Genomic DNA, 22259 nt, shown 5'->3' on the forward strand with positions numbered 1-22259 from the left:
ACGGGACGGCGCGGAGGTCAGAGAACCACTGGCTTGAGGCCGTTGTCTGAGACGAGCGGCTTCCCGGATTCGAGCCACTGGTCCATGCCCCCGGCCACATTCATTGCCGTATAGCCCTGGCCCACGAGCCACTGCGCGGCGCGGAAAGACCGCCCGCCTGTGCGGCAGATGACGTAAAGGTCATCGTCCGGGTCAAGGTCGTCGAGGCGTGCCGGAAGCTGGTCCAGCGGGATGTGCACGGCGCCTTCCGCGTGTCCGGCCACCCACTCGTAGTCCTCCCGGACGTCCAGGATAGTGGCGTCCGCCGGAACATCGTTGACGGTAACGGTATCGAAGTCGCTCATGGGAGTCCTCTCCTTGGCCCAAGCTCTCAGCACCAGCGTATCGCCAGCAACGGGCCGCGCACCTCCGGACTGCTCAGGTTACGCTGGTCAGGAGACCCCGAAGGAGAGCCTCAGTGCCTGCCCGCCCCCGCTCAATACGTGCCGCCTCCGCTGACCGCGGAAGACGACTGCCAGGGCGCCCGGAGTCCGGCTTCCATGGCTGATATCCACCAGCTGTCCGCGGTCCAGCTCAGGGATGCCCTGCGATCGGGCGAGCTGTCCGCGCGGGAAGCGACTGCCCATTTCCTCGGCAGGATCGACGAATCCAATCCCAGGCTGGGGGCATTCGTGACCGTCACCGCCGACATGGCCATGGCGGACGCAGCAGCAGCGGACGACGTGTACGCGCGGCGCTCCGCCGAACAGGAGTTGCCGCCGCTCCATGGCGTGCCGTTGGCCTTCAAGGACCTCACTGATGTGGCCGGCGTGGTCACTACGCATGGCAGCGCCGCACTGGAACGGCGCCCCGCCCCGTTGGACGGAGCCCTGGCTGCGGCGTTGAAAAGTGCCGGCGCCATTTCACTCGGCAAGACGCAGGTGCCCGAGTTCGGACTGACCGCCTACAGCGAAAACCGCATCGCCCCACCATCGCGGAATCCGTATTCCCTGAGCCGCAGCTCGGGCGGTTCCTCCGGCGGCAGTGCCGCCGCGGTGGCCGCCGGGCTGGTCCCGTTCGCACCGGGAACGGACGGCGGAGATGTGTATAAGAGACAGGTCCGGATTCCGGCCGCGGCCTGCGGCCTGCTGGGGCTCAAACCCGGGCGGGGCCTGGTCCCCGCCGGGGAAAGCGGCGGCGACCCGGCAAGGCTGGTGGTGACCGGGCCGCTCGCGCGCTCGGCAGCGGACGCCGCGCTGATGCTGGACGCGCTGGTTCGGGACGGATCCTCCGGCGGAACCACGGACGGCCCCAACGGCGGACCGTCGGGCGCAGGCCACGGTTCGGGCCGGCATTCGGGCCGGGCTTCAGGCCCGGAGTCCGCAGGCGGGTACCTTGAAGCCGTCACCCGCGAACCCGCAAAGCTGCGTGTCGGCGTGAGCCTGGACAGCCCCTGGTCCGGCATCTTCCCGTTCACGCCGGATGCCGAGGCCCTGGAGGCGCTTGAGGCCGGGGTCCGCCTGTTGACCGGTGCCGGGCACGACGTCGTCGAAACGTCCGTCCGCTACGACAACCGCTACCCGGACGCGTTCACGACGGCGTGGACGGCGGGGGTCGGGGCTGCCCGGATTGCACCGCAGCGCGAAGCCCTCCTGACCCCCCTGACCCGGACGTTCCGGCGCCGCGCACAGCAGCGGAGCGCCTCGAAACTCAACGAGTCGCTGGCCTTCCTTCGCCAGTTCCAGCGCGACACCGTGGCCCAGTACGCCGAGTGGGACCTGATCCTCACGCCCTCCCTGGCGCAAACGCCGCGGCCCGTCGGCTGGTTTACGGGCTCCGGCCACGGGGACGGTCACTGGCCCGTTGCGGAGTGGGCCGGCGACGCCGACGGAGACTACCGCAGGCAGTGCGAGTTCGCGCCGTGGTCCTCCATGGTGAACGTGTGCGGCCTGCCTGCCGTCAGCATCCCGGTGCACTGGACGGGCGGAGCCGCCGGCGAAGGGCTTCCGATGGGCGTCCAGCTGATCGGCCAGCCGGGTTCGGAGACCCTGCTCCTGCAGACGGCGGCGCAGCTGGGATTCTAGGCCCCGCGGGGCCGGAAGCCGTTGCTGCGGGCAACCGAACATGTGACAATCCGGATCCGGAGTGTCACCCTTAAGTAAATGAGCACAACTCATTTATCCGATCGCCCCGCTACAACGCCGGGCGATACTTCATTTTTTGGCCACCCAAAGATGCTGGCCAGCCTCTTCTCCGTGGAAATGTGGGAGCGGTTCTCCTTCTACGGCATGCAGGGAATCCTGCTGTACTACATGTACTTCACGGCGGCCGAGGGCGGCCTCGGAATTGAGCAGGGCCTGGCCGCCGGCCTTGTGGGCGCCTACGGCGGCGGGGTCTACCTTTCCACCATCCTCGGCGCCTGGCTTGCGGACCGGCTGTTCGGTTCCGAACGCGTGCTGTTCGGCTCCGCCGTCATGATCATGTGCGGGCACATAGCCCTGGCGCTGGTGCCTGGAATTCCCGGCCTGATCGCCGGGCTGGTCCTCGTGGGCGTCGGCTCCGGCGGCCTCAAGGCCAACGCCACCGCCCTCGTCGGCACGCTGTATGGCGAGAAGGACGACCGCCGCGACGCTGGCTTCTCGATCTTCTACATGGGCATCAACCTGGGCGCGCTGATCGGCCCGCTCGTCACCGGCTGGCTGCAGGAAAGCAACGGTTTCCACTGGGGCTTCGGGGCCGCCGCCGTCGGCATGGCCCTGGGCCTGGTGATCTACGCGGCGGGCCGCAAGAAGCTCCCGGAGGAGGCGCACCGTGTGCCCAGCCCGCTGCCGGCCGCGCTGCGCTCCCGGTACGGGCTCATTTTCCTCGGCGTCGCCGCGGTCCTCGCCCTGCTCCTCGCCACCGGTGTGGTGAACGCGGAGAACCTCGCCACGACCGTGGCCTACGCCGCGATCGGCGCATCCGTCCTCTACTTCGCGCTGATCTTCGCCAGCAAGAAAGTCACAGGCACCGAACGCAAGCGCGTGGCAGCCTTCATCCCGCTGTACATTGCCTCCGCGGCATTCTGGGCGCTGTTCCAGCAGCAGTTCACGTTCATCGCGGTGTACTCCGAGGAGAAGCTGGACCGGAACCTGTTCGGCTGGGAAATGCCGGCCGCCTGGGTTCAGTCCATCAACCCGGTGTTCATCATCGTCTTCGCCGGGGTCATGGCCGCTCTCTGGACACGGCTCGGCTCCAGGCAGCCCGGCTCAGCCCTCAAGTTCTCGATCGGCCTGTTCGTGATGGGCCTGGCGTTCCTGGCGTTCATTCCGCTCGCCGGCGGAGGAAAGACGCCCCTGCTGGCCCTCGTGGGAATCCTGTTCCTGTTCACTCTCGCCGAGCTGTTCCTCTCCCCCATCGGCCTGTCCGTGACCACCAAGCTCGCACCGCAGGCCTTCCACACCCAGATGGTGGCGCTGTTCTTCCTGTCCGTCTCGCTCGGCACCACCCTGGCGGGCATCCTGGCGGGGCTGTACAACCCGGACGACGAACTCCCGTACTTCGTCGGCATCGGCGGCACCGGCATGCTGCTGGCTGTTGCGCTGGCTGCCGCGTCGCCGGCTATCAGGAAATTGATGAGCGGCGTACGCTAACCGCGTGAACCCCGTGACACGCCTCCCCGTCGAGCGGCGCCATTACGTCGCGGCTCCCGGTGAGGCATCCGACGTCGAACTCCTGCCGGCGGGAGACGTCACCGACGGCGTGGTGCGGGTGGGCGGCACCGTCCGCCGCCCGCACCAGCCGCAGAGCTACGCCGTGGCCGGCTACCTGGACTGGCTGGAGGACGCCGGCTTTGAGGGCTCGCCCCGTTTCCTGGGCCGCGACGAGGCCGGCCGGGACGTCCCCACGTTCGTCCCCGGAGAGTGCGCCGGGGCAGTTCCGGAACAGTGGGCGCAGTCCGAGGAGCTGCTGCGCTCCCTGGCGCTGCTGGTGCGCCGGCTGCATGAGGCGTCGGCGGGTTTTGGGCCGTCCCGGCATCCGTTCCCGCCGCGGCCCGCCCGGCAGGATCAGGGCGGGCTGGTCTGCCATCTCGATGTGACCCCGCAGAACGTGGTTGTCCGCGGCGGCCGGGCTGTGGGCGTCGTGGACTTCGACCTCGCCGGGCCCAGCACGGGCTTCAAGGATTCCTTCAACACGGCGATGCACTGGGCGCCGCTCCGGGACCCGTCGGACGCGTGGGACGGCTGGGAAGCCGTGGATCCGTTCCGGCGGCTGCGGATCTTCGCCGACGCCTACGGGTGGACGGAAGAGGAACGACGGCGGCTGCCGCAATTCGGCGCGGTGGCCGCCAGGCTCTCGCACGACCGCATGGCGCAGAACGCCCGCACCCTTGGAGGCGGCTGGGCCCGGATGTGGGCCGACGGCGTGGGCGGCCTGATTACCCGCCGCGGCCGCTGGCTGGAAGCCAACCAGGCGCGGCTGATCGATGCGCTGACAGCCTAGGAGCCAGACCGTGCCGGCCGTGTACCCGTCAGAAGGTGCTGGACGACGTGGTGGCGAGGCTGGCCAGCACCGCCAGTGCCACGATCGCCAGGACCGTCAGGGCAATCCCGATGTACCCCATGACGAGGCCCGCAATGGCGAAGCCCCGGCCGGACGGTTCGCGCCGCAGGGCCATGTGGCCCAGGATGACCGCTGCCAGCTGCGGCAGGAGGAAAACCCCGAAGCCCACGTAGACCGCAATCCCGCAGCACAGGCTGGCGATGCTGAGGTTCTTCGGGGCGGGGGCCATGCCGTAGTAGGAAGGCTGGCCGTACGGGCTGCCGTACTGGACCGGCTGACCGTACGGGCTGCCGTACTGGCCGGGCTGGCCGTAGGGGCCGCCCGGTTGGGCGTACGGACTCCCGGGCTGCGAATACGGGCTTCCGTACCCTTCTCCGGCCCGGTCATTCTGTCCGCCCGGCTCGCCGTACTGCTGCCCGTACGGCTGGCCGTACTGCTCTCCCGGCGGCGTGTAGAGCGGCGGCGCCGGGATATCCGATCCCTGCGGCGGAATGGACGACGGCGGCTGGTAGCCGTCAGGTGTTTGGTCGCCGCCCGTCCCGGCGGGGCGCTGCTCTGTCATGGAAATTCCCCTCATTAAGTCCTGAACAAAACACTACCGCCGCACCAGGACTTTTGATCCTCCTGCGTCGGCGGCGGCCAGTGCTGCGAAGCGCTTTCTCCGGCCCGGCGCTATTGGGGCAGCAGCTCCCACAGCAGCCACAGGGGCGGGGCAAGGAGCGCCGTAGTGATAAAGCCGGCGATGAGGGCCATCCCGACGGAACGAAGCGCAGCCCCGGACGAATACTCCCTGCCTGCTGGGTACAGCGGCCGGGCTGCTGACGGAGTTGCCGTCGGCGGAAGCACAGTGGCGTGCCGAAACCCGGAGTTCAGGCCGGCCGCGTGGCGCGGAGCCGACTGCGGCTGACCGGAACGTTGAGAAGCGGGCTGCGGTGCGGGCGATGAAGCCGCGGCAGCAGATTGTGCAGACGAGCCGGCCGCCGGCGGCTGTGTGGTTGACGCGCGGGGCGCCGTGGAGCCCAGGCCATCGGGGCGGCTCCCTGCGTTCTTCGCCACGGCGACCCGCCCGGGGCGGCCCCCGAAGCCGGTTGCCTCCGGGACCTGGGGCTGGGTCAGCAGCCGCCCGAGCTGGGCGTAGAGCTCCGCAATTGCCGGGGAATCCAGCACATCCGGCATTCCGGCCACCGCTGCCACCACGGTGTCGATTCCATGCACTTCAATGCCCGAGCCGGTGGTTCCGGACACGCCGGCCTGCCCGGCGATGCAGACCAGGGAGCGGACGAAGCGCCGCCGTGACGCCGGAAGGAGGGCGGCCACAGCGGCGGCCTGTCCCAGGGCCACCTCGATGGCCGGATGCTGCGCGTAGCCGTTATGGCGCAGCACGCCGTCAGTGACCTCCACGCGGCCCGTCCAGCCCTTGGCACCGATCACCATCACGCCGCCAGGGCCCACCAGCACGTGATCCAGGCGGGCAAGGGGCCGCCCGGGCCAGTGGACGTCGTGCAGCAGGAGCCAGCCCCACGGAACCAGCTCTCCAAGTTTGGCGGCCATCAGCTGATCAGAGCCCGGAACCACGCCCGCTCCACCTGACCCCGCGTCATGGTCCGCCCGGTCAAGGTCGCGCTTCAGCCGCGCAATCCGCTCTGAGGCCAGCCGGGTACGCTCGAATGCGCCATCTGCAGCCCCCATTTTCCCCCCTGAGTTCCTCGCCCTTCAGACGGCAGCGCACTTCCGGTCAACCGCTCCCCCGAACGCAAGGTTCCGCGCCGCTGCCCGCGCGAGGCGCCGCCGGTACTTTCCACCCGGGCCGGACGCCCGCCGTCGTCATTGTTGTTTTGAACGTAGCAGTCCCCTAATCGGCCGGTATATAGGTACTTTTGGCCCCTGTACTCAGTTCCTGAAACCAAATCCGTCCAAGTAGTCGGCCCTATTTGCAGACATCCGGCGTCACAGGGGCCGGATTTCGGACATGCCGTGCTGCGCCCCGCCGTCGTCTGGCATGCTGGTGCCATGGCTAGCCGCGCGGGCACAGTTGCCCAACCCCAAGACCTTGTTGACCTGACCGCTCTTCTGGACGCGTATTACGACGTCAAGCCTGATCTGGGAGACCCCGGACAGCGCGTGGCGTTCGGCACCTCCGGGCACCGCGGATCCAGCCTGAAAGCGTCCTTCAATGAAGGGCATATCCTGGCCATCACCCAGGCGATTGTGGAATACCGGGCCGGCCAGGGCATCACCGGACCGCTGTTCCTCGCCAAGGACACCCACGGCCTCAGCGAACCGGCGCAGAACTCCGCCCTGGAGGTGCTTGCCGCAAACGGCGTCAACGTCCTCATTGATGCGCGCCACGGCTACACCCCCACCCCGGCCCTGAGCCACGCCATCCTCACCTACAACCGGAACGCCCCGGCCGGCGCCCCGGAGGCCGACGGCATCGTGGTCACGCCAAGCCACAACCCGCCTGCTGACGGCGGCTTCAAGTACAACCCGCCGCACGGTGGCCCCGCTGACACGGACGCCACCGGCTGGATCGCCAACCGCGCCAACGAACTGCTGGAAAACGGGCTCCGCGGCGTGAAGCGCATCCCCGTGGCCGACGCCCTCGCCGCCGAGACCACCGGCAAGTTCGACTTCCTCAGCAGCTACGTGGACGACCTCCCGTCGGTGCTGGACCTGAACGCCATCCGCGAGGCCGGCGTCCGCATCGGAGCGGATCCCATGGGCGGCGCATCGGTGGACTACTGGGGCGAAATCGGCGAACGGCACCACCTGGACCTCACGGTGGTGAACCCCACCGTGGACCCGCAGTGGGCCTTCATGACCCTGGACTGGGACGAAAAGATCCGGATGGACTGTTCGTCGCCGTCGGCCATGGCATCACTCATCAACCGGATGTCCGAGGGCGCGAAGTTCGACGTCGCCACCGGCAATGACGCCGACGCCGACCGCCACGGCATCGTCACGCCCGACGGCGGCCTGATGAACCCGAACCACTACCTCGCCGTCGCCATCGACTACCTGTACCGCAACCGCAGCGGCTGGAACCCGAATTCGGTGGTGGGCAAGACCCTCGTCTCCTCCTCCATCATCGACCGCGTGGCGGGCGGCCTGGGCCGCAAACTGGTCGAGGTGCCCGTGGGCTTCAAGTGGTTCGTGCCCGGCCTGCTCTCCGGCGAAGGCGCATTCGGCGGCGAGGAATCAGCCGGCGCCTCGTTCAACAAGATGGACGGCAGCGTGTGGACCACGGACAAGGACGGCATCCTGCTGGCCCTGCTGGCTTCGGAGATCACCGCCGTCACCGGCAAGTCTCCGTCCCAGCTGTACAAGGGCCTCACGGACCAGTTCGGCGCCCCGGTGTACGCCCGGATCGACGCCGCGGCCACGCGTGAGCAGAAGGCAGCGCTCGGCAAGCTGTCGCCGACGGACGTCACCGCCACGCAGCTGGCCGGCGAGGCGATCACCGCCAAGCTGACCAAGGCTCCCGGCAACGGCGCGTCCATCGGCGGCCTGAAGGTGGTCACGGAGAACGCCTGGTTCGCCGCCCGCCCGTCCGGCACCGAGGACGTCTACAAGATCTACGCGGAGTCCTTCAAGGGCGCCGACCACCTCAAGCAGGTCCAGGCCGAGGCCAAGGCGCTGGTGGACGGGGTTATTTCCTAAGCTCCCACAGCTCGAGGATGCGCCGGATGGTGTGGTTGCCATCCGGCGCCATGTCCACGAGCGCTATTTGGCCAAGCACGACGGCGTCGCCCTGGTTCAGGCGTTTGTCGCCGTGGTGGGACACGTGGGGGCGGAAGTTCCGCCGCGTATGGTGCGGGCTGGCGACGCGTCCGGAGACCTGCTCCACGGCCTGCACGAGCGAATCGTGCAGCGCCTGGAGTGCCGGGTCAGCCTCGACGAGACTGACCGGAACGGACCCCTGGCGCCCGAAACGGTCATCTCCGCCCACGGCCAGGACCGTGCCCAGCGCCTGCTTGGCCGGCATTTCGGCGAGGCCCGCGAACCGGGCGGTGTCGCCGTCGTTCCCAACGTCGAACCGCACCAGGGTGATGTGCAACGGCCAGTCGGTCCGCCGGAATTCCTGACCTTCCGCCACGGGTTCGGCGAACGCGACCATGATGAGGTTCCGCATACCCCAAGTTTGGCACCGGGCACCTCTCCAGCCGGACCTGAACAGGACTAACATTGGAACTGGCGCGGATGCTTGCCGTGCAGTCCTGCTGCAGAAAGGCTGCCCCGAATGCCTCCGGAATGTCCCCCATATTGCCGGAGGCATTTCGCGCCGGGACCGTTTTGGCTGCCCGACCCTTTTGGGAGCCGCACAATTCAGGACTAGACGGTGCGGACGACGTCCTCGTAGGCGAATTTCGGCTTCGCCTCGCCCCAGGCTCCGGCTGCGGCCTGGCCGATGTTGACCACGAGGAAGCTCTTCTGGTCGCCCGCCGGGAAGAACTCGGCGTCGATGGCGGCAAAATCCGCGCCCGTCATGGGACCCGCGGAGAAGCCGAGCGAACGCACAGCCAGGATGAAGTACCCCGCCTGAAGGTGCGCGTTGTTGTTGCCCGTGGACGTCGCAAGGTCCGGCGAGGCGTCGTACATGGCCTTCGGGGCGTTGTAGCCGGGCAGGAAGTTGTCCCACTGGTCCTGCCAGGAGGTGTCGTAGCTGAGGACCGCGACGAGGGGCGCGGAAGCCGTCTTGGCGCGGTTTCCGGAGGACAGCCCGTCCACGAGCTTGGCGCGGGCCTCCGCCGAGCGCACGTAGGTGACGCGCAGCGGCTGGGAGTTGAAGGCGGTGGGGCCGAATTTGGTCAGTTCATAGATGGCGCGGGCCTGCTGCTCCGTGACCTCGCCGGTGAAGGCGTTGGCGGTGCGGGCTTCGGCGAAGATCGCGTCCACGGCGGCGGAATCGATAACGGCTTCTTCATGGGCGATTGTCATTCGGTGTCCCTTTCACTTGGCCGCCGTCCCTGCCGGGACGCGCGGGCACTCCATGGTTTCAACTTCCTGCGCGGGTGTCCTCTTCCCGTGACGGGCGGTTACGGGGCGTGACCTTTCGCACGCTCGCTTCCGCGCCGGCCCTCCCGCCGCGGTCCCTTTCCCACCAGCCCACTCGCGCTGCCCCTCTCGCACGGGGCCGCAGCGCGGTATTGTTGCACCCGAAAGATCCCAGCCCCCGACAGTGCGGGCTACCCCTCTGAAAGGCCCCGGCAATGAGCATGCTCGGAACCAAATGGAAGCTGCACGGCAATGGCAAGGCCGTCCGCCCGGGTGAAGTGGTGGCCCCGGGTGAACGGCTCACCTGGCCCCTGACCATCGGCGTGGGCATGCAGCACGTGGTGGCCATGTTCGGCGCCACGTTCCTGGTGCCCATCATCACCGGCATGCCGCCGGCCACCACGCTCTTCTTCTCGGGCATCGGCACCATCCTGTTCCTGGTGATCACGCAGGGGCGCGTGCCCAGCTACCTCGGATCGAGCTTCGCGTTCATCGCGCCCATCCTGGCGTCCCAGCAGCAGTACGGCGTGGCCGGCGCGCTGGGCGGTGTGGTGCTGGCCGGCGTCGGGCTTGCCGCGATCGGTGCGATCGTCCAGAAATTCGGCGCGGGCTGGATCAACCGGCTGATGCCGCCAATCGTCACCGGCGCCATCGTGGCCCTGATCGGCCTCAACCTGGCGCCCGCCGCCAAGAACAACTTCGACGCCGCGCCCGTGACAGCGCTCATCACACTGGTGACCATCATCCTGGTCAGCGTGCTCTTCCGCGGGATCGTGGGGCGCCTGAGCATCCTGGTCGGCGTGGTGGTGGGCTACCTCGCGGCCATGATCCGCGGTGAAGTGAACTACGCCAAGATGGACGCGGCCGCCTGGGTGGGCCTGCCCCACTTCCAGACTCCGGAATTCCACCTCGGCGTGGTGGGCCTCTTCGTGCCGGTAGTGCTGGTGCTCGTGGCCGAGAACATCGGGCACGTGAAGTCCGTGTCCGCCATGACCGGACAGAACCTGGACGGTGTCTCCGGCCGCGCCCTGATGGCCGACGGTGCGGCTACCGTGCTGGCCGGTTTCGGCGGCGGTTCCGGCACCACCACGTACGCGGAAAACATCGGCGTCATGGCAGCCACCAAGGTCTACTCCACCGCCGCGTACTGGGTGGCCGGCATCTTCGCCATCCTGTTGAGCTTTTCCCCGAAGTTCGGCGAACTGATCGCCACCGTGCCCCCGGGCGTGCTGGGCGGCGCCGCCACCATGCTGTACGGCATGATCGGCATCCTGGGCGTGAAGATCTGGGTCCAGAACAGGGTCAACTTCTCCAACCCCGTTAACCTGACCACCGCCGCCGTCGCCCTGATCATCGGCATCGCGGACTACACGTGGACCATCGGCGACCTGAAGTTCACCGGCATCGCGCTCGGATCCGCCGCCGCCCTGGTGATTTACCACGGCATGAAGGCGATCGCGAAGGCCCGCGGAACGGCGGCCGAACCGGAAACCGAGGGTCCGGCGCAGCACAACCTGCCCCCGGCGGCCAAGGCGGCCATCAACGCGGCCGCCAAACGGTCTTCGAAGAAGCGCTAGGCCTGCGGTTTCAGGCTTCCCCGCGCGCATTTCTGCACCGTTTTCAGCGCAGCAAAGCCCTTGGCGCCCCGGAAATCCGGGACGCCAAGGGCTTTTCGGGCTCCAAAGTGGTGCAGAAATGCGGCGGACTAAGCGGGCCGAAGGCTACCCGGCGTCGAAGGTCTCGTCGTCGTCATTAGGTGACTTTTCCTTCGGCAGATCGTTCCCGCTGCCGTCCGGCACGCCCGCGGCCTCCTGGCCCGGTTCCGAGGAGAACCGCCCGGACCGCGGCTCGTCCGCATTGCCCTCATCGATTTCGGCGTCCGCGGACGGCACGGCGACGTCGTCCTGCTCTGCCCCGGGGGGAGCACCGGGATCGCGGGGAATGGGAGACCCCCCTGAGCCTTGGCCGAATCCTGCTCCGCTGCTGTCACCTTCCGCATGGAGCTGTTCGTCGGTCCCTCCAAAGCGGCCCGCCCCGGGCTCGCCGGCGCTGTCTTGGTCCTCCTCGGCGAAGTGGCTGAGGTTGGGGGTTCCGGTCTCGAAGGTCTGGCCGTCCGGGCTTTCCTGGTTCAGGCCCGCGGCATCGAAATCCTCTTCCTCACGGGGCTGGGCGAACTGCTTGGCATCCCCGGTTTCCTGCTCCACAGTGGGCGTGCCGTAACCTCCCGCCACCTCGGGGGCTTCGTGCTGGTTGTCCTGGCTCATGTTTTTCCTCCTGGTTGGCTGGAAATGGTTGGCTGGAAATTCTGGAAGTGCGGGCGCCGCAGTCAGAGCCCCTTGCCGCCGGTGACGGGAACCACTGCCCCGGACATGTACGAACCCGCGTCGGACGCCAGCAGGACGTAGGCGGGCGCCAGCTCGGCGGGCTGGCCTGCCCGCTGCAGGGGCGTGTCCTGGCCGAACGTGGGGAGCTTGTCCGGCCATTCGGTGGCCGGGATGAGCGGGGTCCAGATGGGGCCGGGCGCCACGGCGTTGACACGGATTCCCTTGGGCCCCAGCTCCTGGGCGAGGGCCTTGGTGAAGGCCACCTGTGCCGCCTTGGTCATGGCGTAGTCGATGAGCCCCGGGGACGGGTTGAACGCCTGGATGGAAGCCGTGGTGATGATGGACGCCCCGGCCTTGAGGTGCGGCACGGCCGCGCGGGCGGTCCACAGCAGCGAGTACACGTTGGTCTTGAAAACGCGGTCAAACTCTTCGGTGGGGAGCGATTCGAAGCTGTCGCGGTTCTTCTGGTAGGCGGCATTCAGCACCACCACATCGAGCCGGCCGAACTCCGCCACGGCGTCGTCCACGATCCCTGTGCTGAACTCCTCGGTCCTGCCGTCCCCTGCGAGGAGCAGCGCACGCCTGCCCGTCTTGCGGATCCATTCGGCGGTGTCCTGGGCGTCGTCCTCTTCCTCGGGGAGGTACGAGATGGCGACGTCGGCCCCTTCCCTGGCGAAGGCGATGGCGACAGCCTTGCCGATGCCGGAGTCGCCGCCCGTGATCAGCGCAGCCTTGCCCTGCAGGGCGCCGCTGCCTTCGTAGCTCAACTCGCCATGGTCCGGCTGGGGATCCATCGGGGCCGTCAGGCCAGGCTGTTTCTGTTCCTGCTTCGGAAAGGGTCCTGCATGGTACGTCCCGCGGGGATCGGCGGGCTGGTCAGGCTGCTTCGCTGAATCACTCATAGTCCACCTACTCACAGTGTCGGGCTAATAACGGTGCATCGTTCAGGGCCGGCATTCGGGGCGTCAGGTCCAAGGTCCGCCCCCAACGTCCATCCCCGCTCCGGTACGGCCGGACGGTCCGGCTCTTCGAACCTAACGCAGTTTCAAGGACCAAGTCCATCATCTGGCAGAAAATAGACAGCAAACTTAGCAGTTGTTGAATTCGACTAGGGTTGAGCCTAGGTTTGGAGCAAAAGCGCCAGCAGCGACGCCGAGGGAGGAGGATGCATGACCGATCCCGACAGCCCGGCTCGCAGCGGCAGGAATGAGACCCGTGAGGAACAGCTCGACCGGAACTGGATGGAACTGCTCCAGGAGTTGCGGGTGCTGCAGACGGGCGTGCAGATCCTTGCCGGCTTCCTGCTGACGCTGCCGTTCCAGCAGCGGTTCCAAACGCTCGACGGCTTTCAGACCAACCTTTACCTCGTGAATGTGGCGCTTGCCGCATTGACCACCGCCTTCATCCTGCTGCCGGTCAGCGTGCACCGGCGGCTTTTCCGGCAACGGCTCAAGGAAACGCTCGTGACCAGCGCGGACAACATCACCAAGATCGCCCTAGGCGGTGTAGCGACCCTCAGCGTAGGGTCAGCCGCTCTCGTTTTCGATGTCACGGCCGGCCGCAGCGTCGGCCTCATCGCGGGAGCCGCGCTCCTCGCGGTGCTCGCCATCCTCTTGGTCTATGTGCCGCTCCACCTGCAACGGCAGGCGCGGAAATAGGTTGCCGGGCCAGGCGGGGACATTCAGTGCGGGACGGGTGCATCCGGTCAGCCGGGGCTTCAACTCAACTAAACACGGAGGATTAATGAGCAAGTGGGTCAAAGAGCACGGTTTGCTGCTGGCAAATGTGGCGCTGTTCCTGATCTTTTTCGGCGGCATGATCCTTAGCGGCGCCAGCAGCTACAGCGACGACCAACTGACCCACGGCGAGCCCGCCGTCACCGTCGCGCAGTATCTGGGGACCGGCGCTTTTGTGGAAGCCACTTTCGAAAACTGGGAATCCGAGTTCCTGCAGATGGGCATGTACGTCATCCTCACCGTCTTCCTCTTCCAAAAGGGGTCCTCGGAATCCAAGCCCATGGGCAAGGACGCGCCGCAGGACCAGGATCCGCGCGACGCGACCATCAAGCCTTCCACGCCGTGGCCCGTCAAGCGCGGCGGCGTGGTGCTCAAGCTCTATGAACACTCTCTCTCGATCATGTTCCTGCTGCTGTTCCTCGCCTCGTTCGCACTGCACGCGATCGGCGGCAGCGAGGAATACAACAGCGAACAGGAAACGCACGGCCAACCGACGGTGAGCGTCCTGGGCTACCTCGCCACCAGCCGCTTCTGGTTCGAGTCCTTCCAGAACTGGCAGAGCGAATTCCTCGCCGTCGCGGTGCTGGTGGGCATGTCGGTCTACCTGCGCGAGAAGGGCTCGCCCGAGTCCAAACCGGTGGCCGAACCGCATTACGAGACCGGAGCCTGAGCCGCCCGCCGTCGGAGACAGCGCAGTTCGAGACGGGTGGCTGGTCGGAGGCTGTGGCTGGTCGGAGGCGGTCAGGCCCCTTCGAGAACCTGCCGCGTGGCCCAGGCGAGGTATTTGCCGGCATTGGCGATGGCGTCTTCCGGGCTGTCGGCAACGTCCAGCAGCTGCGCCGCGGCCACCACGCCGTGCTGGGCCAGGTCCTCCGGTGTAACCAGAATCCTGCCGGCCACGACGATCACCGGGATCCCCCGTTCCCGGGCCGCGTCCGCAAGCGCGATGGGCGCCTTGCCCGTCAGCGACTGCGAGTCCATCGAGCCCTCGCCGGTGATCACCAGGTCGGCGTCCTTGAGCTGTTCGTCCAGTCCCGTCAGCCCCGCCACGAGCGCGAAGCCACCTTCCAGCGTGGCATGCGTGAAGGCAAGGAACGACGCCGGGAAGCCGCCGGCCGCGCCCGCGCCCGGTACGTTGACGTCCCGGCCCGTGGCCTCCCGAAGGAGGGACGCCCAGTTGCGCAGGCCGTCGTCGAGGTTTTCCATGGCGGCGGCGTCGGCGCCCTTCTGCGGGCCGAACACATACGCGGCGCCGGTATTGCCGTACAGCGGGTTCTGGACATCCACGGCGATCCTGAACGTCACGGCGGACAGGCGCGGGTCCAGCCCCGAGACATCGATCGACACCACATCGGCCAGGGATCCGCCGCCCAGCGGCACCACGTTTCCCCGTACGTCGAGTGGCTTGAGGCCCAGGGCGCGCAAGGCGCCGCTGCCGCCGTCGGTCATGGCGGAACCGCCGACGCCCAGGACGATCTCCGTGGCACCGGCATCCAGAGCGGCCGCAATCAGCTGGCCACAGCCGTAGCTGTGCGCCCGGAGGGAGTTCTCGGGCGTCGGCTCCATCTGGGCGAGGCCCGAAGCCTGCGCTGTCTCGATCACTGCAGTGCCTCCGCCGGCGCCGTCTTTCCGCAGCGCCCAGGCCGCGCCGACCGGGGCCAGGATGGGGCCCACCACCGTGTTGATCCGCTCTTCGTAGCCGGCAGCGACCGCCGCCTCAAGTGTTCCTTCGCCGCCGTCGGCCACCGGGAACTGGGTGGCGATGGCGTCGGGATACACGCGGAGGGCACCCTCGGCGATGGCGGCGGCGGCTTCGACGGCGGTGAGGGACCCCTTGAACTTGTCCGGGGCGATCAGGATACGCATGGCACCATCCTGCCAGCAATGCAGGGGAACGCGCTTACCCTTTCCGACATCCGGGCAGCGCGGGGCGTCTTGCGGCCGGCGCCCCGTTCAGGCGGCACATCCTTCGGCCAGCGCTGGCTGGCGTAAGCAGGCGCAGGGCTACTCCCCGTGCCCCTGGTCCCCGCTCATCTGGTCTTCGGCGGGCGGCGTCTCCCCCGGCGGGACTCCGCCGCCCGGTTCCAGGCCGGTGATGTTGCCGTTCAGCGGATCCGGATTCGGCGAGCTGGCCGAGTCCTCTTGTGTGGTCTTTGACTGTTCATCCGCACTGTCCCGCGGGGCGGGCCGGTCCGGGTTGGCGGGGTCGTTTTCGGGATGGTAGCTGCTCATGTTCCTGCGGTCCTCCGTGGCTAGGGTCACCTGCTGATGACGCCGGGGGTCGGTGAAGCTTGGCATTTCCGTCACCGACGACACGGGACTAATTGTAAGCATGCTGATAATTCCGGAACAGCCAGATGCCGCGCGGCGCGGAAAGGGCCGGTGACCCTGCCCCAAGCGCCGGGCTGTGAAACCGGTCAGGACCACTCGCCGCGGCTCTGCAGGACTTCCTTCAGCAGGTCGGCACGGTCCGTCACGATCCCGTCAACGCCGAGGTCCAGGAGCCGACGCATCTCCGCCGGCTCATTGACGGTCCACACGTGCACGTACAGCCCGAGCCCGTGCGCCCGGCGGACAAAACCCGGCGTCACCACGGGAACGGACTTGTAGCTGACCGGCACCTGCAGGGCGTCGACGCTGCGCAGGGCCCGGTGCAGCGCGGCCCGCACCAACGACCCCAGCCCCGGAACGGCCAGCAGGGGGCCCAGCAGCACCACAAGGGCGTTGCTGCCGATCCCGGCCGAGGACGCGGTGCGGCGGCTGAGCAGCTTCAGCACGGCCCGCCGCCGGCGGTCCGAGAAGCTGGCAATGAGCACCCGGTCATGGACGCCGTGGCGTTCGATCGCGGCGGCGAGGCTGCGCACGGAGTGCCGGTCCTTGACGTCGAGGTTGAACCGCGTGTCCGGGAGGGCCGCCACGAGTTCGTCGAAGCTCGGCACCGGCTCCGTCCCGCGGATCCGCGCCCGTGAAACCTCGTCCGCGCTAAGGCTGGCGATCCGCCCGATGCCGTCCGTGAGCCGGTCCAGCGAGGAGTCGTGGAAGAGCAGCAGCACGCCGTCGGAGGTGGTGTGGACGTCCGTCTCGACGTACCGGCAGCCGAGTTCGACGGCGGCGCGGAACGCGGCCATCGAATTCTCCAGGCCCTCGCGGGAGAATCCGCGGTGGGCCAGGGCGACCGGCCTGCCCACACCGGGAGCGGCCTTGGCAGCATGTGCACCAGTGCCGGCAGCGGAGAAGAACGGGAGCGGTTCGGTCACCTTCGAAGCGTAGCGGAGGGCCCGGGCTGCCGGTCAGTCCGGCAGGATCTCCACGCCGTCGCCGCAGTGCAGCAGCATGCGGCCGCGGCCGCCGTCGAGGTCAACCCAGACCACCGCGTGATCCGGCGTGACCGCAGAAATCAGCCCGCCGGTTTCGTAGCCCGGCGAGAGCCGTACGGTGACACGGTCCCCCGGGCGCAGGGCGGACCAGTGCGCATCCGGTTCCGCGCGGCGCAACGGAGTATCGGCCGCGTTTAGTGTCTTGTTCCTGGCCACGACGTCCCCTATCGGCAACACTCTTGCATCATCGGACGCGCCCCACTCTAGGGTTCGAACGTGAACGTGAGTTGACCGCCAGCTGGGAGAACGGTGGCAGGCCGGAGACGGCAGTGTTACGGCAGCCTGACGCCGAGCGCGGCGAGCCTTTCCTCGAGGATCTGGGCCACGCCGTCGTCGTCAAAGTGCGGCGCCTGCTGCCCCGCTGCGCGGATCGCTTCGGGGTGGCCGCTGGCCATGGCGTAACCGTGGCCGGCCCAGCGGAGCATCTCGATATCGTTGGGCATGTCACCGAAGGCCACGACGTCCGCGGCTTCGATGCCCAGCGAGGCGGCGTACTCCGCCAGCGTGACGGCCTTGTTGACGCCCGGGACGGACAGCTCCAGCATGGCGATGGTGGGCGCCGAATGCGTGACGGTGGCGAGGTTCCCGACGGCGGGCGCCACCTCGGCAAGGAAGTCGTCGGCGGTGCCTTCGCGGACGATCGCCAGGAATTTGACGACGGCGTCATCCGCCGTGAGCGTCTCGGCCAGCGGCGCCGGGGTGAACTCGGCAAGAAGCTCGCTGGAGCCGTTTTCGATAAAGCCGGGCTCGAGGTGGAAGCCGGTGAGGGTTTCCGCGGCGAACAGGGCCGCGGGGCGCAGGCTCTTGATGATCCGGCGGACCTCGAAGACATCGTTGAGGGCCATGGTCCGGGCGGAAACCATCTTGTCCGCCTCGAGGTCCCACACCACGGCACCGTTGGAACAGATCACCGTGCCGGTGTGGCCCAGCTGCTCTTCGAGCGGGTGCAGCCAGCGCGGCGGGCGCCCGGTGACGAAAACGAGTTCGACGCCGGCGCTCCGGCAGGCGTGGAAGGCGCGGACGGTGCGGTCACTGATTTTTCCGTCGTGCCCAAGGATCGTTCCGTCTATGTCACTCGCTACCAACCGCATGCTGCCAGTCTACGTGGGCACGCAGAGCCGACCGGTCGGGCTCCTTCCGCCGCCCTCCCGCGTTACGGCGCAGCAGGCGGGTGGCCGGTGGACCCCCGCACCTGCAGTTCACTGGACACGAGATGAAGGCGGCCCTGCACATCCGGGCTCCCGATGCGTTCGAGGATGAATTTGCCCGCCTGGACCCCAACGGCCAGGTTGCCGTTGTCCACCGAGGTCAGGGAGATGTGGCGGATCCGAGCGAGGTACGTGTTGTCATAGCCGACCAGCGAGAGGTCCCCCGGCACGGCCAGGCCGTGCTCGGCCGCAGCGGAAAGTGCGCCGATGCAGGCGATGTCGTTGAAAGCGAAGATTGCCGTTGGCCGGCCGCCGCCGGCTAGAAGGCGGCCGGCGGCGGCAAAGCCGCTTTCCTCGCTCATGCCGCCCGACACCACCCTCGGTTCGAGTCCGGCGGCCTTCATCGCATGTTCGTAGCCCGCCCGCCGGCGCTTTCCGATTTCGTCGGGCCCCTGCAGATGGGCAATGCGCTGGTGGCCCAGGGCCAGCAGGTGCTCGGTCGCCTTTCGCGCGCCCGCTTCGTCGTCGTTGACCACGATGTCCACGCCCGGCAGGGCAGGGTCTAGCGTTCCGGCCAGGACGACCGGCACGGCTGCGGCGGCAATTTCGATGGCCGTCGATTCCGTGGTGGTTCCCACCACCACGAGCCCGTCAATGCGCTGATCGAGCAGGGCTTCCACCGAGCGCCGGCCCACCCGGCGGTCCGTGTAGGAATCCGCGAGGATGGGGGACACTCCGGCTGCGTGCAGCGAGGCGGTCAGCCCTTCGAGGAGTTCGACGAACCAGGGGTTCCGGAGGTCGTTCAGCAGCACCCCGACCGTGCCGGTGCGGGGCATCGAGAGCCCGCGGGCCAGCTTGTTGGGGCGGTATCCCAGTTCCTCCATCGCCTCCAGCACCGCCCGGCGTCGGCTTTCGCTGACGTTTCCGGACCCCTGCAGCACAAGGGAGACCAGCGACTTCGACACCCCGGCCTGGGTGGCGACATCACGGATGGTGGGCCTGTTGGCGGGCGCGCCGCTCGCGGCGGACGGGTGGGTCACGGTTACTCCTCTCGGTGCCATCTCAGCCTAAGGGGTTGACGGTGCTGTCTCGCGTCATCCATTATGGACCGGTCCAAGGAATGTCCAAACAGGAAGAATCTTCATGAGCGCACCGCACACACGACAGTTGCTGGCCGGCATGGTGGGAGGCGGCTCCGGCGCGGACATCGGCAAGACCCACCGCCATGCGATGCGGCTGGACGGCCTGTTCGACCTGCGGGCCGGCGTTTTCGGCCGCGATCCCCTCCAGTCCGCGGTGCTGGCCGGCGGGCTGGGCGTGCCGGCGGACCGTGTCTACCGGGACTACCGGGACATGGCCGAAGCGGAATCCGGCCGCGCGGACGCCGTGGACGTGGTGGTTGTTGCCACGCCCAATGACAGCCACTTCGAAATCGCCCGGACGTTTCTCGAAGCAGGCATTTCGGTGGTGTGCGAGAAGCCCCTGACCAGCGATTCGGCCACCGCAGCGGAGCTGGTCCGGGTGGCCGCGGCGAACGGCGTGGTGCTGGCGGTCCCGCACTGCTACTCCGCCTACGCCATGGTGCGCCAGGCGGCCCGGATGGTCCGCGACGGCAGGCTGGGCAACATCACGTTCGTGGACGTGGAGCACGCGTCCGGCTGGGCCGCCTCTCCGCTGGAGCAGCTCGGGCACAAGCAGGCCGCCTGGCGCACCGATCCGGACGTTGCGGGGTTCCCCAGCGTGGTGGGAGACCTGGGCACGCATGCCTTCCACCTGCTGCGCTACATCACCGGGCTCGAGGCCGAGCGGCTGTCCGGGCGGCTCCGCAGCCTGGTTCCCGGCAGGCGCGTGTTCGACCACGCCACCGTCGAACTGCAGCTGACCGGCGAGGTTCCCGCCCGGCTCTGGGCCAGCATGGCCGCGACCGGCAACAACCACGGCCTGCGCATCCGCGTCTTCGGTGACCAGGGAAGCCTGGCGTGGGAACACGAGGATCCGCACCACCTCAGGGTTCAGGACCTGGACGGGACCACGACCATCCTCACCGAGGGCCTCAGCACCCTGTCCGAGGACGCTTCGCGCCTCACCCGGGTCGGCCTGGGCCACCCCGAAGGATTCCTCGAGGCCTTCGCCAACTTCTACCGCGACCTGGCAGGGGAACTGCGCGCCCGCCGGGACGGAACACTGCCTGCCACCCGCGAGCTGAGCTTCCCCACCGGCGAGGACGGCCTCGCCGGTGTCAGGTTCGTCGAAGCCGTCGCCGCCTCCCACCACCACGATGCCGCCTGGGCTGTCCCGGCGGGCGCCACACAGAAAGCACAGGTCTAGCCATGCAACGCTTTGCGCTCATCGGCGCCGGATTCATCGGCGCGGTCCACGCCGCCAACCTTGCGGCAAACCCCGGCGTCGACTTCCGCCTCGTGTACGACGTCGATCTAAGCCGGGCCCGGACCCTGGCCGCGGCCCACGGCACACGGGCGGCCAGCTCCCTGGACGAGGTGTTTGACGCGTCCGCCATCGACGCCGTCTTCATCGCATCCTCCACGGACACGCATGCGCAGCACCTGCGCCGGGCGGCCGAGGCCGGCCTGGCGGTGCTGTGCGAGAAGCCGATCGACCTGGACTTGGAGCGGGCCCGGGAGACGGCAGCGTTCGCCGCCGAGCGCGCGATTCCGGTGATGGTGGACTTCAACCGCCGGTTCGACCGCGATTACGCCGAGCTCAAACGGATCGTCGACGCCGGTGAGATCGGCCGGGTGGAACTCATTCAGCTGTCCAGCCGCGGCCCCGCGATGCCGCCGCTGTCCTACATCGCCACGTCCGGCGGCCAGATGCGCGATCAGACCGTCCACTTCTTCGACCTGGCCCGCTGGCTCACCGGCCTCGACCCGGTGGAGGTCTTCGCCACCGGATCCGCCCTGGCCGAGCCCCGGCTCGCGGAGTACGGCGACGTCGACACCTCCGCGGTGACGCTCCGGCTCCACGGTGGCGCCCTGGTTCAGATCGACTGTGCGCGCCGCACCGGCTATGGCTACGACGAACGCATCGAGATCATGGGGTCCACCGGCATGGCAGAGGCCCGCCGCCACAGGGCTGGCGCCGTCTCCCGCTACCAGGCCGGACGCGTCACCGACGACGGCCTGCACCCGGGCTGGTTCGAAAGGGTCCAGCCCACCTATGCGGCCGCCCTCGCCCACTTTGTCGATGCGCTGGACGGCGTCCTGAAGGGCGGTCCGGACGGCGGTGCGGACGGCGCCGGCGCAGGGACCCGTACGCTGATCACGCCCTCGCTGGAGGACGGGCTGAAGGCGCAGGCCATCGCGGAGGCGGCCACGGCATCCCTCCGCAGCGGACGATCCGAAACGATCCGCTATGAACCGAGCCCGGCCTTTTCGGCCGCCCCCGGGTCGGACTGATCACCGGCGGGTTTTGGTCCGTCCGTCAAGAGGCGGGTAGGGCGCCGCCCTACCCGCGGAGAATGTTCCGGAGGCTCTCCACGGTGACGGCCTCAAGCGACGGCACAAAGTGGCGGCCGGCGGCGGCTGGGGGCTGGACGACTCCCGGGACCACCACGACGTCCATGCCCGCGGCCTGCGCACTTGTTGTGCCGCTGACGGAATCCTCCACGGCCACACAATTGGAGGGGTCGACGCCGAGGAGTTCGGCGGCCGCCAAATATGGCGCCGGGTGGGGCTTTCCCTGCGGGACCATGTCACCGGCGACGACGGCGTGGAAGGTGCCGATGGGTGCTGCGGATGCCACGCGGGTGGCGACCGGGCTGAAGGCCATGGTGACCAAGGCCGAGGGAATCCGGGCCGCGGCGAGTTCAGCGAGGATCCTTTCGGCGCCCGGGAGCCACGGGATGCCCTCTTCGAGCTTCGCCACAACGCGCCTGAGGAGCTCGTCGATGATCTCCTCCGCGGACATCGGCACGCCGTGTTTCTGAAGCATGGCCGCGGAGACCTGCATGGCCTGCCCGACAGTGGAGCGGCCGTCGTCGGCGGTCCACTCCACGCCATGTGTCGCGGCAAGATCGCGCTGGGCCGCCATCCAGTACGGTTCCGTGTCAACCACGGTGCCGTCCATGTCCCAGAGAACGGCTTTGAGGCGCTGCGGGTCTGTTGACGTCATCACCCCAACCGTCCTTTCGGAAGTCCG

23 protein-coding genes are annotated in these 22259 nt (G+C 68.3%); 9 read left to right on the forward strand and 14 right to left on the reverse strand.

Going from position 1 to position 22259, the window contains the following annotated elements:
• Positions 1 to 17: 17 nt before the first annotated feature.
• Positions 18 to 344: a rhodanese-like domain-containing protein gene (locus tag B1A87_RS17275; protein ID WP_078027441.1), complete on the reverse strand. Its 327-nt coding sequence runs from the start codon at positions 342 to 344 to the stop codon at positions 18 to 20.
• A 195-nt stretch (positions 345 to 539) separates the two neighbouring features.
• On the opposite strand from B1A87_RS17275, the gene B1A87_RS17280 reads away from it, so the two are divergent.
• The 3 genes from B1A87_RS17280 (at position 540) to B1A87_RS17290 (ending at position 4461) form a co-directional block, all read left to right on the forward strand.
• Positions 540 to 2063 carry an amidase gene (locus B1A87_RS17280; RefSeq protein ID WP_144275860.1) on the forward strand — a complete coding sequence of 508 codons (1524 nt, stop codon included), beginning with the start codon at positions 540 to 542 and terminating at the stop codon, positions 2061 to 2063.
• A gap of 78 nt (positions 2064 to 2141) precedes the next feature.
• Entirely contained in the window at positions 2142 to 3611 is a 1470-nt protein-coding gene (locus B1A87_RS17285) for a peptide MFS transporter (RefSeq protein ID WP_078027442.1), read from the forward strand.
• Positions 3612 to 3615: 4 nt separating this feature from the next.
• Positions 3616 to 4461: a phosphotransferase gene (locus tag B1A87_RS17290; protein ID WP_144275861.1), complete on the forward strand. Its 846-nt coding sequence runs from the start codon at positions 3616 to 3618 to the stop codon at positions 4459 to 4461.
• Between the two features lie 28 nt (positions 4462 to 4489).
• Here B1A87_RS17290 and B1A87_RS24740 read toward each other — a convergent pair whose 3' ends face one another.
• Both B1A87_RS24740 and B1A87_RS17300 read right to left on the reverse strand, forming a co-directional pair.
• Positions 4490 to 5083, reverse strand: coding sequence for a DUF4190 domain-containing protein (locus tag B1A87_RS24740; RefSeq protein WP_078027443.1), 594 nt, complete (start codon positions 5081 to 5083; stop codon positions 4490 to 4492).
• Between the two features lie 110 nt (positions 5084 to 5193).
• Positions 5194 to 6210, reverse strand: coding sequence for a nuclease-related domain-containing protein (locus B1A87_RS17300; RefSeq protein ID WP_144275862.1), 1017 nt, complete (start codon positions 6208 to 6210; stop codon positions 5194 to 5196).
• Positions 6211 to 6531: 321 nt separating this feature from the next.
• Here B1A87_RS17300 and pgm point away from each other — a divergent pair, with 321 nt between their 5' ends.
• Complete coding sequence (gene pgm / locus B1A87_RS17305; RefSeq protein WP_078027523.1) at positions 6532 to 8181, forward strand: phosphoglucomutase (alpha-D-glucose-1,6-bisphosphate-dependent); 1650 nt, start codon at positions 6532 to 6534, stop codon at positions 8179 to 8181.
• Here pgm and B1A87_RS17310 read toward each other — a convergent pair.
• A complete protein-coding gene (locus B1A87_RS17310) occupies positions 8171 to 8653 on the reverse strand; it encodes a 2'-5' RNA ligase family protein (RefSeq protein ID WP_078027445.1) in 483 nt (160 codons plus the stop codon). The genes pgm and B1A87_RS17310 overlap by 11 nt on opposite strands.
• Before the next feature lie 200 nt (positions 8654 to 8853).
• Positions 8854 to 9459 (reverse strand): malonic semialdehyde reductase, encoded by a 606-nt coding sequence (locus B1A87_RS17315; RefSeq protein ID WP_078027446.1) that lies wholly within the window; start codon positions 9457 to 9459, stop codon positions 8854 to 8856.
• A 272-nt stretch (positions 9460 to 9731) separates the two neighbouring features.
• Here B1A87_RS17315 and B1A87_RS17320 point away from each other — a divergent pair, with 272 nt between their 5' ends.
• Positions 9732 to 11093, forward strand: coding sequence for a uracil-xanthine permease family protein (locus B1A87_RS17320; RefSeq protein ID WP_078027447.1), 1362 nt, complete (start codon positions 9732 to 9734; stop codon positions 11091 to 11093).
• Between the two features lie 144 nt (positions 11094 to 11237).
• On the opposite strand, the gene B1A87_RS17325 is transcribed toward B1A87_RS17320, so the two are convergent.
• Complete coding sequence (locus tag B1A87_RS17325) at positions 11238 to 11780, reverse strand: hypothetical protein (protein ID WP_078027448.1); 543 nt, start codon at positions 11778 to 11780, stop codon at positions 11238 to 11240.
• A 62-nt stretch (positions 11781 to 11842) separates the two neighbouring features.
• Complete coding sequence (locus B1A87_RS17330; protein ID WP_078027449.1) at positions 11843 to 12742, reverse strand: SDR family oxidoreductase; 900 nt, start codon at positions 12740 to 12742, stop codon at positions 11843 to 11845.
• Positions 12743 to 13009: 267 nt separating this feature from the next.
• Between B1A87_RS17330 and B1A87_RS17335 the strand changes: the two genes are divergently transcribed.
• Positions 13010 to 13498, forward strand: coding sequence for a DUF6328 family protein (locus tag B1A87_RS17335; RefSeq protein ID WP_078027450.1), 489 nt, complete (start codon positions 13010 to 13012; stop codon positions 13496 to 13498).
• 85 nt (positions 13499 to 13583) lie between these two features.
• Positions 13584 to 14246 carry a DUF6766 family protein gene (locus tag B1A87_RS17340; RefSeq protein ID WP_078027451.1) on the forward strand — a complete coding sequence of 221 codons (663 nt, stop codon included), beginning with the start codon at positions 13584 to 13586 and terminating at the stop codon, positions 14244 to 14246.
• A gap of 71 nt (positions 14247 to 14317) precedes the next feature.
• Here B1A87_RS17340 and B1A87_RS17345 read toward each other — a convergent pair whose 3' ends face one another.
• From B1A87_RS17345 to B1A87_RS17370, 6 genes are all read right to left on the reverse strand, one after another.
• Entirely contained in the window at positions 14318 to 15442 is a 1125-nt protein-coding gene (locus tag B1A87_RS17345; RefSeq protein ID WP_078027452.1) for a glycerate kinase, read from the reverse strand.
• A 138-nt stretch (positions 15443 to 15580) separates the two neighbouring features.
• Positions 15581 to 15808, reverse strand: a complete 228-nt coding sequence (locus tag B1A87_RS17350) for a DUF6480 family protein (protein ID WP_078027453.1) — start codon at positions 15806 to 15808, stop codon at positions 15581 to 15583.
• A gap of 185 nt (positions 15809 to 15993) precedes the next feature.
• Positions 15994 to 16833, reverse strand: a complete 840-nt coding sequence (locus tag B1A87_RS17355) for a glycerophosphodiester phosphodiesterase (RefSeq protein ID WP_078027454.1) — start codon at positions 16831 to 16833, stop codon at positions 15994 to 15996.
• A 33-nt stretch (positions 16834 to 16866) separates the two neighbouring features.
• A complete protein-coding gene (locus tag B1A87_RS17360; RefSeq protein ID WP_078027455.1) occupies positions 16867 to 17109 on the reverse strand; it encodes a hypothetical protein in 243 nt (80 codons plus the stop codon).
• 116 nt (positions 17110 to 17225) lie between these two features.
• The gene (locus B1A87_RS17365; protein ID WP_078027456.1) at positions 17226 to 18044 is read right to left on the reverse strand and encodes a Cof-type HAD-IIB family hydrolase; all 819 of its coding nucleotides are present in this window, start codon (positions 18042 to 18044) and stop codon (positions 17226 to 17228) included.
• 62 nt (positions 18045 to 18106) lie between these two features.
• Positions 18107 to 19141 carry a LacI family DNA-binding transcriptional regulator gene (locus tag B1A87_RS17370; RefSeq protein ID WP_260680913.1) on the reverse strand — a complete coding sequence of 345 codons (1035 nt, stop codon included), beginning with the start codon at positions 19139 to 19141 and terminating at the stop codon, positions 18107 to 18109.
• Between the two features lie 103 nt (positions 19142 to 19244).
• Between B1A87_RS17370 and B1A87_RS17375 the strand changes: the two genes are divergently transcribed.
• The gene (locus B1A87_RS17375) at positions 19245 to 20429 is read left to right on the forward strand and encodes a Gfo/Idh/MocA family protein (protein WP_078027458.1); all 1185 of its coding nucleotides are present in this window, start codon (positions 19245 to 19247) and stop codon (positions 20427 to 20429) included.
• A gap of 2 nt (positions 20430 to 20431) precedes the next feature.
• Positions 20432 to 21517, forward strand: coding sequence for a Gfo/Idh/MocA family oxidoreductase (locus tag B1A87_RS17380; protein ID WP_078027459.1), 1086 nt, complete (start codon positions 20432 to 20434; stop codon positions 21515 to 21517).
• A gap of 49 nt (positions 21518 to 21566) precedes the next feature.
• Here the strand turns inward: B1A87_RS17380 and B1A87_RS17385 are convergent, their stop codons facing one another.
• Positions 21567 to 22232, reverse strand: a complete 666-nt coding sequence (locus B1A87_RS17385; protein WP_260681071.1) for an HAD family phosphatase — start codon at positions 22230 to 22232, stop codon at positions 21567 to 21569.
• Positions 22233 to 22259 lie beyond the last annotated feature (27 nt).

The organism is Arthrobacter sp. KBS0703, from assembly GCF_002008315.2.
Taxonomy (GTDB): domain Bacteria; phylum Actinomycetota; class Actinomycetes; order Actinomycetales; family Micrococcaceae; genus Arthrobacter.

Bases quoted from the DNA above. Each gene is read 5' to 3' on its own strand.
- B1A87_RS17275 (WP_078027441.1), bottom strand. From the start codon at position 344: ATGAGCGACTTCGATACCGTTACCGTCAACGATGTTCCGGCGGACGCC.
- B1A87_RS17280 (WP_144275860.1), top strand. From the start codon at position 540: ATGGCTGATATCCACCAGCTGTCCGCGGTCCAGCTCAGGGATGCCCTG.
- B1A87_RS17285 (WP_078027442.1), top strand. From the start codon at position 2,142: ATGAGCACAACTCATTTATCCGATCGCCCCGCTACAACGCCGGGCGAT.
- B1A87_RS24740 (WP_078027443.1), bottom strand. From the start codon at position 5,083: ATGACAGAGCAGCGCCCCGCCGGGACGGGCGGCGACCAAACACCTGAC.
- B1A87_RS17300 (WP_144275862.1), bottom strand. From the start codon at position 6,210: ATGGGGGCTGCAGATGGCGCATTCGAGCGTACCCGGCTGGCCTCAGAG.
- pgm (WP_078027523.1), top strand. From the start codon at position 6,532: ATGGCTAGCCGCGCGGGCACAGTTGCCCAACCCCAAGACCTTGTTGAC.
- B1A87_RS17310 (WP_078027445.1), bottom strand. From the start codon at position 8,653: ATGCGGAACCTCATCATGGTCGCGTTCGCCGAACCCGTGGCGGAAGGT.
- B1A87_RS17315 (WP_078027446.1), bottom strand. From the start codon at position 9,459: ATGACAATCGCCCATGAAGAAGCCGTTATCGATTCCGCCGCCGTGGAC.
- B1A87_RS17320 (WP_078027447.1), top strand. From the start codon at position 9,732: ATGAGCATGCTCGGAACCAAATGGAAGCTGCACGGCAATGGCAAGGCC.
- B1A87_RS17325 (WP_078027448.1), bottom strand. From the start codon at position 11,780: ATGAGCCAGGACAACCAGCACGAAGCCCCCGAGGTGGCGGGAGGTTAC.
- B1A87_RS17330 (WP_078027449.1), bottom strand. From the start codon at position 12,742: ATGAGTGATTCAGCGAAGCAGCCTGACCAGCCCGCCGATCCCCGCGGG.
- B1A87_RS17335 (WP_078027450.1), top strand. From the start codon at position 13,010: ATGACCGATCCCGACAGCCCGGCTCGCAGCGGCAGGAATGAGACCCGT.
- B1A87_RS17340 (WP_078027451.1), top strand. From the start codon at position 13,584: ATGAGCAAGTGGGTCAAAGAGCACGGTTTGCTGCTGGCAAATGTGGCG.
- B1A87_RS17345 (WP_078027452.1), bottom strand. From the start codon at position 15,442: ATGCGTATCCTGATCGCCCCGGACAAGTTCAAGGGGTCCCTCACCGCC.
- B1A87_RS17350 (WP_078027453.1), bottom strand. From the start codon at position 15,808: ATGAGCAGCTACCATCCCGAAAACGACCCCGCCAACCCGGACCGGCCC.
- B1A87_RS17365 (WP_078027456.1), bottom strand. From the start codon at position 18,044: ATGCGGTTGGTAGCGAGTGACATAGACGGAACGATCCTTGGGCACGAC.
- B1A87_RS17375 (WP_078027458.1), top strand. From the start codon at position 19,245: ATGAGCGCACCGCACACACGACAGTTGCTGGCCGGCATGGTGGGAGGC.
- B1A87_RS17380 (WP_078027459.1), top strand. From the start codon at position 20,432: ATGCAACGCTTTGCGCTCATCGGCGCCGGATTCATCGGCGCGGTCCAC.
- B1A87_RS17385 (WP_260681071.1), bottom strand. From the start codon at position 22,232: ATGACGTCAACAGACCCGCAGCGCCTCAAAGCCGTTCTCTGGGACATG.